Origin of the sequence: Cellulomonas sp. NPDC057328, from assembly GCF_042667215.1 — a bacterium.
In the GTDB taxonomy this organism is placed as follows: Bacteria; Actinomycetota; Actinomycetes; order Actinomycetales; family Cellulomonadaceae; genus Cellulomonas.
On the sequence record NZ_JBHUZW010000006.1, the window covers coordinates 16260 to 29072 of the forward strand.

Annotated in this window: 10 protein-coding genes and 1 riboswitch; of the genes, 9 read left to right on the forward strand and 1 reads right to left on the reverse strand. The window is 75.2% G+C overall.

The features are described 5' to 3' along the window. Positions 1-141 precede the first annotated feature (141 nt). From ACFUMH_RS02255 to ACFUMH_RS02275, 5 genes are all read left to right on the forward strand, one after another. Positions 142-1116: a sugar phosphate isomerase/epimerase family protein gene (locus ACFUMH_RS02255; protein WP_378199727.1), complete on the forward strand. Its 975-nt coding sequence runs from the start codon at positions 142-144 to the stop codon at positions 1114-1116. Further along, a complete protein-coding gene (locus ACFUMH_RS02260) occupies positions 1113-2000 on the forward strand; it encodes an NAD(P)-dependent oxidoreductase (RefSeq protein ID WP_378199730.1) in 888 nt (295 codons plus the stop codon). Before ACFUMH_RS02255 ends, ACFUMH_RS02260 begins: the two co-directional genes overlap by 4 nt. Continuing rightward, positions 1997-3910 (forward strand): dihydroxyacetone kinase family protein, encoded by a 1914-nt coding sequence (locus ACFUMH_RS02265; RefSeq protein WP_378199853.1) that lies wholly within the window; start codon positions 1997-1999, stop codon positions 3908-3910. Before ACFUMH_RS02260 ends, ACFUMH_RS02265 begins: the two co-directional genes overlap by 4 nt. Then, positions 3907-4407, forward strand: a complete 501-nt coding sequence (locus tag ACFUMH_RS02270; RefSeq protein WP_378199733.1) for a ribose-5-phosphate isomerase — start codon at positions 3907-3909, stop codon at positions 4405-4407. Before ACFUMH_RS02265 ends, ACFUMH_RS02270 begins: the two co-directional genes overlap by 4 nt. Positions 4408-4499: 92 nt before the next feature. Then, positions 4500-4570, forward strand: a riboswitch (guanidine-III (ykkC-III) riboswitch). Positions 4571-4581: 11 nt separating this feature from the next. Next, the gene (locus ACFUMH_RS02275) at positions 4582-4896 is read left to right on the forward strand and encodes a DMT family transporter (RefSeq protein WP_378199736.1); all 315 of its coding nucleotides are present in this window, start codon (positions 4582-4584) and stop codon (positions 4894-4896) included. Positions 4897-5038: 142 nt separating this feature from the next. Here ACFUMH_RS02275 and ACFUMH_RS02280 read toward each other — a convergent pair whose 3' ends face one another. Then, entirely contained in the window at positions 5039-6940 is a 1902-nt protein-coding gene (locus ACFUMH_RS02280; RefSeq protein ID WP_378199739.1) for an ABC transporter ATP-binding protein, read from the reverse strand. Between the two features lie 109 nt (positions 6941-7049). Between ACFUMH_RS02280 and ACFUMH_RS02285 the strand changes: the two genes are divergently transcribed. The 4 genes from ACFUMH_RS02285 (at position 7050) to ACFUMH_RS02300 (ending at position 12790) form a co-directional block, all read left to right on the forward strand. After that, complete coding sequence (locus tag ACFUMH_RS02285; protein ID WP_378199742.1) at positions 7050-7541, forward strand: MarR family winged helix-turn-helix transcriptional regulator; 492 nt, start codon at positions 7050-7052, stop codon at positions 7539-7541. A 342-nt stretch (positions 7542-7883) separates the two neighbouring features. Continuing rightward, positions 7884-11597, forward strand: coding sequence for an ALF repeat-containing protein (locus tag ACFUMH_RS02290; protein WP_378199856.1), 3714 nt, complete (start codon positions 7884-7886; stop codon positions 11595-11597). Continuing rightward, a complete protein-coding gene (locus ACFUMH_RS02295; protein WP_378199745.1) occupies positions 11594-12112 on the forward strand; it encodes a hypothetical protein in 519 nt (172 codons plus the stop codon). Before ACFUMH_RS02290 ends, ACFUMH_RS02295 begins: the two co-directional genes overlap by 4 nt. Before the next feature lie 216 nt (positions 12113-12328). Continuing rightward, positions 12329-12790, forward strand: coding sequence for a hypothetical protein (locus ACFUMH_RS02300; protein WP_378199749.1), 462 nt, complete (start codon positions 12329-12331; stop codon positions 12788-12790). Positions 12791-12813: the final 23 nt, after the last annotated feature.

The window sequence follows — 12813 nt, forward strand, 5'->3', positions numbered from 1 at the left end:
CAAACCGGCCGCGGGCCAGCACGGCACCGATCGGCCCCGCTCGACCACCGTTGACACCGGCAGCGGCCGAAAACTACGGTCCGATGGACGCCGCACTGGGCGAAAGTTTTCGACGACGAGAACCGGAAGAGGCCCGTCCGCATGAGCACCCCCGCCCCCCGCCCGACCAGCCAGGAGTGGCCGATCGCCGCCGCGATGCTGCCGTTCCCCGCGTCGCAGGACGCCCCGGCGGACACCTGGGTCGACCACCTCGCCGAGGTGGCGTACGAGGGCTTCACCGAGGTCGACCTCACGGACTCGTGGGTGCGCCCGGGCGACCTCGCGCCGTCGCGGCTCACCGAGCTCGGCGACGCCGTCGCCGCGGTCGGCCTCGACCCCGTCGCGCTGTCGGCGATCCGCCGCTCCGTCATCGACCCCGCGACGGGCGAGGACAACCTCGCCTACTCGCACCGCACGATCGACGCCGCCGCGGCCCTCGGCTGCCGCGTCGTCAGCGTCGGCCTGCACCGCCCGCTGCTGCCCGCGCAGCGCGACGCCTTCTGGTTCTGGACGGAGCAGGGGCCCGTCGACGAGCGCGACGCCGGCACGTGGGCGCTGGCGGTCACGCGGCTGCGCGAGCTCGGCCGCCACGCCCGCGAGGTCGGCCTCGTGCTCTCGCTCGAGATGTACGAGGACACGCTTCTCGGCACCGCCGGGTCGGCCGTGCGGCTCGTGCAGGACATCGGCGACGACGCGGTCGGCCTCAACCCCGACCTCGGCAACCTGTTCCGCCTGCACCGCCGCATCGAGAACTTCCAGTCCGCGGTGGAGGCGTGCCTGCCCGTGTCGAACTACTGGCACGTCAAGAGCTACCTCCGTGACGAGGACCGCGCCGCCGGCACCGTCGTCGCGCTGCCCGCCCCCATGGAGATGGGCTCGGTGAGCTACCGCACGGCCATCCGCACCGCCCTCGAGGTCGGGTACACCGGCCCGTTCTGCGTGGAGCACTACGGCGGCGACGGCCTGTCGGTCGCCGCGCGCAACGCGCGGTACCTCCGCCGCATGCTCGCGGTGGCCACGGGCGAGGCGCGCGCGTCGGTGCTCGACGCGCGCGCAGCGACGGCGGGCGCCCGGTGAGCGCCCGCGTCGCGGTCCTCGGGCTCGGCGCCATGGGGCTGCCCATGGCGACCACGCTCGCGCGCACCTTCGACGTCGTCGGCTTCGACGTCGCACCCGCGCGGGTCGCGCTCGCCGTCGAGGCGGGGGCCACCGCCGCCGCGTCGGTCGCCGACGCGTGCACGGGCACCGACGTCGTCGTCGTCGGCGTGCGGGACGGCGCGCAGCTCGACGCGCTCGCGCTGGGCCCCGGCGGGCTCGCCGGGTCGCTGCCGGCCGGCGCGGTCGTCGTCGTCACGTCGACCGTGGGGGAGGAGGCCGTCCGCGCCGTCGCCGACGCGCTCGCCGCGCGCGGCATCCGCACCGTCGACGCGCCCGTCTCCGGCGGGCCCGTGCGCGCCGGCGCCGGCGACCTGCTGATCATGGTCGGCGCCGACGACGAGGCCCTCGCGGCCGCCCGGCCCGTGCTCGACGCGCTCGCGTCCTCGCTCACCGTGGTCGGCGGCGTCGGCGCCGGGCAGCAGCTCAAGACCGTCAACCAGCTGCTGTGCGGCATCCACACCGCCGCCGCGTCCGAGGCGCTCGCGCTCGCGCACCGCCTCGGCCTCGACCTCGACGCGTGCATCGCGGTGCTGTCGCAGGGCGCCGCCGCGTCGTTCATGCTCGCCGACCGCGGCCCGCGCATCGCCGCCCAGCTGCGCGGCGAGGAGCCGCCGCTGCGCTCGCGGCTCGACGTCATCGGCAAGGACATGGGCATCGTCGGCGACCTGACGCGCCGGCTCAAGGTCGCGACGCCCGTCGCGGCGGCCGCCGAGCAGCTCTACCGGACCGTGTCCGCGGCCGGCCACGACGCCGACGACGACTCGGTCGTCGCGACCCTCCTCACGCGGGAGCGGACGTGGTGAGCCCGCTCGCCGACGACCCGGCACGGTTCGTCGAGGACGCCCTCGACGGGTTCGTCGACCTGTACGGCGACCAGGTGCGCCGCGTCCCGGGCGGGGTGGTGCGCGCCGTGGCCGCGCCGCGCACGGAGGTCGCGGTCGTGGTCGGCGGCGGGTCGGGGCACTACCCGGCGTTCTGCGGGGTGGTCGGGCCGGGGCTCGCGCACGGCGCCGTCGTCGGCAACGTCTTCACGTCGCCGTCGACCGCCGACGCGGTCTCGGTGGCCGCCGCGGCCGCCGGCGACGCCGGCGTGCTCCTGCTCACCGGCAACTACGCCGGCGACGTCATGAACTTCACGCTCGCGCGCGACGAGCTGCGCCGCCGCGGCATCCCGGCGCACTTCCTCGTCGTGACGGACGACGTCGCCTCCGCGCCCGCCGACGAGGTCGAGCGCCGGCGCGGCATCGCCGGCGACCTCGTCGTGTTCAAGGCCGCCGGTGCCGCCGCGGCGGCGGGCGCGTCGCTCGAGGACGTCGTCGCCGCCGCGACCCTCGCCAACGACCGCACGCGCACGCTCGGCGTCGCGTTCGACGGCTGCACGCTGCCCGGCGCGTCCACGCCGCTGTTCACCGTGCCGGACGGCGTGGTCGGGCTCGGCGTCGGGATCCACGGCGAGCCCGGCATCGGGGAGGTGCCGGCCTGCACGGCGGGCGAGCTCGCGAGCCTGCTGGTCGACCGGCTGCTCGAGGAGCGGCCCCGGGACGCCGGCCCGCGCGTCGCGGCGCTGGTCAACGGGCTCGGGCGCACGAAGTACGAGGAGCTGTTCGTGCTGTGGCGCGCCGTGCGGGCCCGGCTCGACGCCGCGGGCCTGGAGGTCGTCCGGCCCGAGGTCGGCGAGCTCGTGACCAGCCTCGACATGGCCGGGTGCTCGCTCACGCTCGTGTGGCTCGACGACGCGCTGGAGCGGCTGTGGTGCGCGCCGGCGCGCACGCCCGCGTTCCGGCGCGACGGAGACGTGGTGGGTTCGGGAACGGCGGGGTCGGCGGCTGCCGGCGGTGGGTCGTCCGCGGTCAGGACGTCGGGGGCGTCGGACGGGCCGTCGGTCGGAGGGCCGACGGCCGCGTCGCCGCCCGCTCCGGCGACGTCCGCACTCGGGACGTCCGGGACCGCGACGTCCACCGGGTCGCAGCCCGCGGCACCGCCCGTCGTCGACGACCGCGACGCCGCCGAGGCGCCCGCCGTCGTCGCGGCGCTGACCGGTGCCGTCACGGTGCTGCGCGACCTCGAGGTGGAGCTGGGCCGGCTCGACGCGGTCGCGGGGGACGGTGACCACGGCCGCGGCATGGTCCGCGGTGCGGGCGCCGCCGCCGAGGCCGCCACGGCGGCGGCCGACGCCGGCGACGGGGCGGCGGCGTGCCTGCGCGCGGCGGGCCACGCGTGGGCGGACCGGGCCGGTGGGACGTCCGGGGTGCTGTGGGGTGCCGGCCTGGCCGCGGCGGCCGACGCGCTCGGCGCACGCCCGGCGGACGCACCGACGGCCCGGGCCGCGCGGGCGGTGCGCGCCGCGGTCGACGCCGTCGCGGCCCTGGGCGGTGCGCGGCCCGGCGACAAGACGATGCTCGACGCGGGGGAGCCGTTCGCGGCGGCGCTCGAGGCGGCGGCCGCCACGGGGACGTCCGTGGACGACGCGTGGCGCGACGCCGTCGCCGCGGCGGACGCGGCGGCGCGCGCGACGGCCGACCTGCGCCCGCGGGTCGGGCGCGCCCGGCCGCTCGCCGAGCGCAGCGTGGGGACGCCCGACCCGGGCGCCGTGTCGCTGACGGCGCTGCTCGCGTCGGTGCGCGGTGCCGGGGTGGTGGGTGCTGCCGGGGTGGTGCGCGGTGCCGCGGCGGAGCACGACGCCGACCGGACGCACGAGGAGGGGACGCGATGAGCGTGGCGAGGATCGTCGTCGGGGCCGACGACGCGGGGCTGGCGTACAAGGACGCGCTCGCGGACCTGCTGCGGGCCGACCCGCGGGTCGAGGTCGTCGAGGACGTGGGCGTGCACGCCGGCGAGGACACGGACTACCCGCACGTCGCGGTCGCGGCGGCGCGGCGCGTCGCCGAGGGCGCCGCGGACCGGGCACTGCTGGTCTGCGGGACGGGCCTGGGCATGGCGATCGCGGCGAACAAGGTGCCGGGGGTGCGCGCGGTGACGGCGCACGACCCGTTCTCGGTGCAGCGCTCGGTGCTGTCGAACGACGCGCAGGTGCTGTGCCTGGGGCAGCGGGTCATCGGGCTCGAGCTCGCGAAGGTGCTGGTCCGGGAGTGGCTGGACCACGAGTTCGACACGGCGTCGGCGTCGGCGGCCAAGGTCGACGCCATCCGCGGCTACGAGCGTCCCGGCGACGCCGCGGAGAAGATCCCGACGCCTGCGGACGGCTGCTGACCGGCGCCCACCGGGTGCCGGCCGCCGCCGGACCCCCCGGCGCGGCCCCGTGCGACCATGGTCGTGGGGCCGCGCCCGGTCGCACCGTGACGGTCGCACCGCGACGTGAGCGGCCCCCCGGACGAGGGGCGCCGTACCCGGAGAGCGACAAGACGGCAGCCGCGGAGGTCCACCGTGTCCTGGCTCGTGCTCGTCCTGTCGGGTGTCCTGGAGGCCGTCTGGGCGACCGCCCTCGGCCGTTCCGAGGGGTTCTCGAGGGTCGGCCCGACGGTGCTGTTCGCCGTCGCGCTCCTGCTGTCGATGGGCGGCCTCGCGTACGCCATGCGCGACCTGCCGACCGGCACCGCGTACGCCGTGTGGGTCGGCATCGGCGCGTCCCTGACCGTGCTCTACGCGATGGTCACGGGCGCCGAGCCGGCGTCCCTGGTGAAGGTGCTGCTCATCCTCGGCATCGTCGGCTGCGTCGTCGGCCTGAAGCTCACCCACTGACGCCACCGACCCACTCACCCCCCACTCACCCCCACCGACGCCGAACGGAATGCCGGTGGCGTTCTCGCCGGCCGGACGCGCACCGGTATTCCGTTCGGCGCTCGGAGGTGGGGTGTGGGGGTGGGGGTGGCGACGGGCGTGGTCAGGCGGCCGTGGGCTGGTCCGCGAACTGCGTGCGGTAGAGGTCCGCGTAGAGGCCGCCGCGGGCGAGCAGGTCCGTGTGGGTGCCCTGCTCGACGACGCGCCCGGCCTCGACGACCACGATGAGGTCGGCCTGCCGGACGGTCGACAGGCGGTGCGCGATGACCAGCGACGTGCGGCCGGTGAGCGCCTCGTCGAGCGCGGCCTGCACGGCGGCCTCCGACTCGGAGTCCAGGTGGGCGGTCGCCTCGTCGAGCACGACGACGTCGGGCGCCTTGAGCAGCAGCCGCGCGATCGCGAGGCGCTGGCGCTCGCCGCCGGACAGGCGGTAGCCGCGGTCGCCGACGACGGTCTCGATGCCGTCGGGCAGCGACGCGACGAGGTCCCACACGTGCGCGGCGCGCAGGGCGCGCTCGATGTCGGCGTCGGTGGCGTCGGGGCGGGCGAAGCGCAGGTTGCCCGCGATCGTGTCGTGGAAGAGGTGCGCCTCCTGGCTGACGACGCCGACGGTGGCGCGCAGGGAGTCCGCGGTGACGTCGCGCAGGTCCTGCCCGGCGACCCGGACGGCGCCGCGCGTGGGGTCGTACATGCGCGTCACGAGCTGGGAGATCGTCGTCTTGCCGGCGCCGGACGGGCCGACGAGCGCGACCATCGCGCCCGCGGGCACGGAGAAGGTGACGTCGTGGAGGGTGTCGGCGACCGGGTCGTGGCTGAGCGTCGCGACGGACTCGAGGGACGCGAGCGACACCTCGCCGGCCGACGGGTAGCGGAAGCCGACGTGGTCGAGGTCGACGCCGGCGCCCCGCGCCGCGACGGCCGTGCGCAGGTCGGACGCGCCGGGCTTCTCGGCGACGGTCGGCTCGAGGTCGAGCACCTCCAGGACGCGCTCGAACGAGACGAGCGCGGTCATGACGTCGACCTGGACGTTGGACATGGCGGTCAGCGGCCCGTAGAGGCGGCCGAGGTAGGCGGCGAGGGCGACGACGACGCCGACGGTGAGCTCGTCCCTGATCGCGAGGAGGCCGCCGAGGCCGTAGACGATCGCGGTCGCGACGGACGCGACGGTCGTCAGGCCGATGCGGAACCACGTCGAGTACAGCGCGCGCTTGACGCCGATGTCCCGCACGCGCGCGGTCTGCTCGGCGTAGGCGGCGGACTCGCGCGCCGGGTCGCCGAACACCTTGACCAGGTGCGCGCCGGCGACGTTGAACCGCTCGGTCATCGTCTGCGACGCCTCGGCGCCGAGCTCGTAGGACTCGCGCGTGATCGCGGCGATCTTGCGCCCGAACCACCGGGCGGGCAGCACGAAGACGGGCAGCAGGACGAGCGAGAGCAGCGTGAGCTGCCACGACATCGACAGCATCGCGGCCAGCACGAACGCGACCGTGAGCGAGTTGCTCACGACGTTGGAGAGCGTCGACGTGAAGGCCTGCTGGGCGCCGAGCACGTCGCCGTTGAGGCGCTGCACGAGCGCACCCGTGCGGGCGCGCGAGAAGAAGGCGAGCGGCATGCGCTGCACGTGGTCGAAGACCGCGGTGCGCAGGTCGTGGATGAGGCCCTCGCCGATGCGCGCGGAGACCCACCGCTCGGCGACGCCGAGCACGGCCGAGACGACCGCGAGGCCGGCCACCGCGCCGGCGACGCCGACGACGACACCGGTGTCGCCGCGCGTGATGCCGTCGTCGATGAGCCGCTGGAGCAGCCACGGGGTGAGCGCGCCGGCGCCGGCGCCGAGCGCGATGAGGACGAGGAAGACCGCCAGCTGGGGGCGGTAGGGGCGCGCGAACGCGAGGATGCGGCGCAGCGAGCCGCGCTGCAGGCGCTGGGCCTTGACCGACTGGTCGCGCGTGAAGCCGCGGACGGCGGGGTTGCCGCCTCCGCCGGGCATCGAGGGGGGAGTCATGGGGCCTCCTGGGTCCGGAGGTGCGGGACCGGTGGGCCGCCGCTATTAGTGAGGTTACCTCACCATGAGCGCGATTCACTTCGGTTTCATTCCCGACTAGCCTCGACCCGTGGACGACGCCCCGCACGACGACGCCCGACCGGCCGCGCAGCCCGACGCCGCCGGCGCGCGCACGGGCGGGCCGACGAGCCCCTCCGAGGAGTTCCTCGAGCTGCTGCACGACGTGCTGCGCAGCGTCCGCCGCGAGGCGTCCGAGCTGCTCGGCCACGAGATGACGCCCGGCCAGCTGCGCCTGCTGCGCACGCTGGACCGCTGCGACCGGCCGCGCCGGCTCGGCGAGCTCGCCGACGTCCTCGACGTCGCACCGCGGTCCGTCACGTCGAAGGTCGACCAGGCGGAGGAGGACGGGTGGGTGCGGCGCGTGCCGGACCCCGCGGACCGGCGGGCCACGCTCGTCGAGCTCACCGAGGCCGGGCGTGCGCAGCTCGCGCGGCTGTCGGACCGGCGGCAGGAGGGCGCGCGGGCGCGGCTCGACGTGCTGACGTCGGACGAGCAGAGGCAGCTGCTGGGGCTGCTGCGCCGCGTGGCGCGCAGGCGCTGACGCCCGGTCGACGCGGCATCCTCTCGCCAGGCCGCGTGCCGATTCCGGACCCAGGTCCCTCTTTCGGATGACCCGCCCCTTTCGTGGTCATCGAGCCGCTAGTCTCCCGCTCGAGAGGTATGCCTCGTGCGTGCAGCGCGGTGGCCGGAGGCGGTGCTCCTCCTGTCGCGCGGCGTTCTACGTCGTCGCGCACCGTGCTGACACCCGACGTCCGAGCCCTTCGGCTCGCGCGCTCAGGCCGGTGGGGTGAGCGGTGCGTGTGCGTGGGCTCAGGTCAGTGTTGGCGGCGGTGGGGTGCCGTGGCGGCGGCCACGGACGGCCCGAGGGGGTTCTGTGGCGCGCATGGGTGTGCGGTCGTCGGTGGCCTGTGTCGTGGCGGTGCTGCTGGGTGTGACCATGGGCGTGACGCCCGCCGCCAGCAGCGCGACCACCGATCTCGACGACGACCGGTCGTGGGCGGTGTCGTTGGTGTCCTCCGGGACGCCGTCCGTCCGGCGTGCGGCCGAGGCGGCCCTGCTGGGGTCGGACGCCGACCTCCGCGCGTTCGTCGAGTCGGGCTTCGCGGACGCGCACGACGCGGACTACCGCCTGGCCGCCCAGGTGCTCGGCAGCACCGACGGGCCGGCGCTGAGGGCGGCGGCCGCGAAGGCGCTGAAGGGCTCGGACGAGGCGCTGCGCACCTTCGTCGACGGCGGCTTCCGCAGGGCGTGGGAGGCCGACGAGGAGCTGCGCGTCGTGCGCGTGCTCGACAGCGGCGGGCTGCACACCCGCAACGCTGCGGAGGAGGCGCTGAACGGTGACCCGGGCGACTGGTCCACGTTCCTGGCGACGGAGCTGGAGCGGGCGCGCTACGCCGACGACGAGCAAGCCGCCGGCAGGATGCTCGAGGGAGGGCCCGACAACTCCGGCCCCGCCCTCAGCGAGGCTGCGGACCTGGCGCTGAAGGGGACGCCCGAGGAGCTGCACGAATTCCTGACCCGTGGCCAGCACGTCGCGCGGGCGCGCGACGTCGAGATGGCCACCGTCGCGGGGCTCACCGAGCAGGCTCGGGCGGCCGGCGAGGCGACCGCCACGCACGCTGCCGACGCGACGTCGGCGTCGGCACGGGCGGTCGCGGCCGCGGAGCGCGCACGGGCCGCCGCCGAGGAGGCCCTGGCCGAGACCAAGGCCGCGGGCACGGCGGCCGACGGCGCGTCGGCTGCCGCGGGGCGCGCGGCGGACGCCGCCGTGGCGGCGCAGAACGCGGCGGGGGAGGCGTCCGCCGCGTCGAGCGCGGCGTTGCGGGCGGCGCAGACGGCGGCCGACGGTGCACGTCGCGCCACGGCGGCGGCGTCCTTGACGGCGCGCGCGGCGGCGGCGGCGCAGACCGCGGCCGCAGGGGCGCGCACGGATGCGGGGAAGGCGCAGGCGGCGCGGGACGCGGCGCAGGCCGCGCGCGACGCCGCGGCGCAGGCGGCGGTGCTGGACGAGGTCCGCGCCCAGCGGGACGCGGCTCTCGCGCAGGCGCGTGCCGCCGCCGGGGCGGCGGCCCGGGCGAGCGTGAACGCCGACGCGGCCGCCGTAGCCGCGGACCAGGCCTCACGCCAGGCGGGGGTCTCCGCCGAGCAGGCCAAGCGCACGCGGGACGCGGCCGCGGCGGCGAAGACGCAGGCGGCGGTCGCCGCGCAGGCGGCCGCGCGGAGCCTCGCGTTCGCGGAGGACGCCGCGGCGGCGTCCGACGAGGCCTTCACGTTCGCGGCGCGGGCCGCCGAGCACGCGACGGCGGCGGCGGCAGCCGCGGACGAGGCCGCGGCGCAGGCCGGGGTCGCCGGCACGGCGGCGGCGGAGGCGGCTGCCCACGCGGCCGACGCCACGGCGGCCTCGGAGCTGGCGGTCGCGGCTGCGGACCAGGCCGGGCAGGTGGCGGACCTCGCCCGGAGGGCGGACGCGGCGCGTCTGGACGAGGCGACCGACCAGGGGATCGCCGAGGCACGGGAGGCGCGGGCGGCCGAGCAGGCTGCCGGCGGCTCGGGCGAGCAGGTCGGCTGGGACCGGGGCGTGCGGTGGGACACCGAGGAGGAGGACCGGATCCCGGCGGCGACGCGCGCGCTGCTGGACGAGGCCGGCGCGCAGGGTGCGTCCGGCGCGGTCGTCCTGGACAAGGGCCGCCAGGCCGCCCTGGCGCTGATGACCACCGGCGGGGAGTGGACCCGGGCGGCAGCCACGGAGGCGTTGGCCGGAGACGAGGTCACGCTGCGGTCCTGGTTGGACGAGGGGCGCGTGCTAGCCGCGGGGCAGGACAACCGGGCACGTGTGTGGCACCTCGTCGACACCCTGCCCGAGGGACCGGAGCGGACCGCCGCACGGGCGTCCCTGGACGGGGACGACGCGGCCGTGGCGCAGTTCCTGCGCACGCGCGCGTACCCCGGCAAGGCGGCGGCCGACGAGCGCGCGCTGGCCCAGATCCTCGCATCCGACCCGGGCGCACGGCTGTACGGGGCGACGCAGGAGGCGCTCAACGGGACGGCGCAGGACGCCCACGAGTTCCTGCGCGACGGGCAGCACGTCGCGCGGGCGTTGGACCAGGAGGTGGAGATCGGCCGGGTCATGCGCGACGGGGGCCCGGAGGTCAAGGCCGCCGCGCAGGTCGCGCTTGAGGGGCCGGCCTCCTACGGGTCCTACTTCCTCGCCGTGGGCCAGTACGAGGCGGCGCAGCGCGACCTCGAGCAGGCCGCGCACGTCCAGGCCGTCAACAGCCTCGTGGACCAGGCGCGGCAGTACGCCCGGACGGCTGTAGCCGACGCCGCCGAGGCGCGGCGCGTCGCGGCCGTCGCCCAGGGCGCCGCCGCCGACGCCACCGCGTACGCCAACCAGGCCCGGGCTGCGGCCGACGAGGCCGCGGCCTACCAGGCAGCGGCTGCGCAGTCCGCCGCGGCGGCCAAGGTGTCCGCCGACCAGGCCGCCGCCTCGGCAGCGACCGCCCGCACCGCCGCCGCCCAGGCGCAGACGGCGGCGAAGGACGCGGCGCGGTCGGCGGTCACCGCGACGGCGGCGAGCCAGCGGGCGCGCAGCGATGCGGCGGCCGCGCAGGCGGCCAAGGCCGAGGCCCGCGCATCCGCCGCCAGCGCGGGGCTCGACGCCCGCGAGGCGAACCAGGCCGCGCTGGAGGCATCCGCCACGTACCGCAACAGGCTCAAGGAGCAGGAGGTCGCGGTCCGCAACACCGCGCCCGGCACCGGTCCCGACGGCATTACCAGCGCCGACTACATCCACGAGTACAAGAACTGCTTGAACCCGTTCAGCAGCGAGCGCACCGCCCCGAAGTGCGCCAAGGCGTACGGGGAGCTCATCGAGATGGTGCTCAACCCGGGGAGGTGCAGCGCGCCGACGACGCGCGACTCGCTGGGCTGCCGGATGGTGGAGACCCTCGCCGAGGACTACGCGTACCTCGCCGAGCACGAGCCCGAGCTCCTCGACTCGATGGCGGCCGACGCGTTCCAGCTGCTCCTCGGCGCGTGCGGTCTCGTACCGGGTATCGGTGAGCCGTGCGACGGCCTCGACATGGTCATCTCGGGCTTTCGAGGCGACTGGTGGGGAGCGGGGTTCTCGCTGGCCGCCATGATTCCCTTCGGGGGTTGGGGGCTCGGAGGGGTCAAGGTCAGTGCCCGCGCGATCAGGCTGATCCGAGCCTTCGACGCAGCTGAAGGTGCATTGCAGGCGCGGCGGACCATCTGGGACGACGTCCGCGCGACCGATTCACCGATTCCAGGGTCACAAGGCCTCCCTCGCTCATTCGAGCTGACGGCAGGCAATGTGCGGGTCTGGGTGCATCCGAACGTCACGGACCACATCGGTCGGGAGCGTGTGGTGAATTATCAGAGGAGAGGGTTGAGCCCGGAGGCCATCGCCCTCAACGTCCAGCAGCAGGTTCGTAGCCTGCAGGCCGCGGTTGCCGAGGCCACGGCTGACGGGATTCCGTTGAATAAGCCCATGGTGGTGGGCGGATGGGAGCTGGAGTTCTCGCAACGCGACACGGACCTTCTTCCTGTACTTATTCACGGGCAGCTACTCGAATGACGGATCCGATTCACGTCGTCGGTGTTGAGGATTGCTCTACGGTGCTGGTCCGGTCCGACCCGTGGGTTCCGCTCACAGTCGTGTGGAGTGGCGCCGAATCTTCGGCAGAACTGGTCCTCTACCTCCGCGACCCGCACGAGGGCTATGTGAAGGTGAACGTCGACGCAGACTCGGGTGCCCTGCGCCGGCTCGTGTTGATCCACATGCCAGCCTTTGTGGATCATCAACAGCAGTCCGTCGCTCTGCGCGAGGATCTGGTCCCCGCCTTGGACAGGCATATGTGGCCTTGGAAAGAGACGCCGGACTATAGTGAGCCCGTCCATTCCTACATCGACGTCCGGATGCGCCTCACATACTCCATCACCGACGGTCGCTTCGTGCTATGGCTCGGGGAGAGTGAACTAGTAGAATGGCTGCAAGTGGGACCGGTGAGGCTAGGCTTGTCTGGAGCGGGAGGTCTCATGTCGGTCGACGTGCCGGTGGGGCACCTCGACGAGTCCTGGCTGGAAGATTAGGCGCTCGTGCTCGTGGATATGCACGATCGGAAGCTCTCGCGTGAGTTCGTCTCAACTTCTGGGGAGCAGTCCTCCTTCTCGAGCGTCGATGTGATTGCTGTGCAGTGCAAGCGTGGCGCTGCACATTTCGGGAAGCGGTAGACGGAGGTACGGGTTGTGAGGCGTCTGGTGGGGTTCTTGGCTGTCCCGGTGGTGGTGGCCGGCGTAGGAACAGCTGTGTGGGGGAGCGGAGCGGCTGTCGCCGACCCCGAGGTGCAGTCGTCCTTGGTCGAGGACTTCGCGTACCCGGGTGCGGACGCAATCTTCGCCGAGCACGGGCTGCGGGTGTTCGCCGGTGACGGGCACGTGGAGTTCCTGCCGGTGGAGGGCCGGGCGTGCGCGGCGGACCTCATCCAGGTCACCGCGTCGCTGGAGGACGACCCGTACCGAGCCGTCTACTGCTTCCGGACCTCGGGTACGCGTGGCTTCCTGACGATGGAGGTGCCGCACACCTTCCTCGTGCGGGCCGCTGCTCTGCCGGTGCGAGCCACGGCAACGGTCCCGGTGAACGGGACCGAGGGCGAGACCGAGGTCGAGGTCGTCGACGTGCCGCCGAACCGGTCGGTGCCGATCGAGCCGGGTGGCCAGGGAGAGGTGCCGCCCGCGGTGCTGGTCGAGCTGCGGTTCGGCACCTGGTGAGGTGGCCGAGCCCCCGGGAGCAA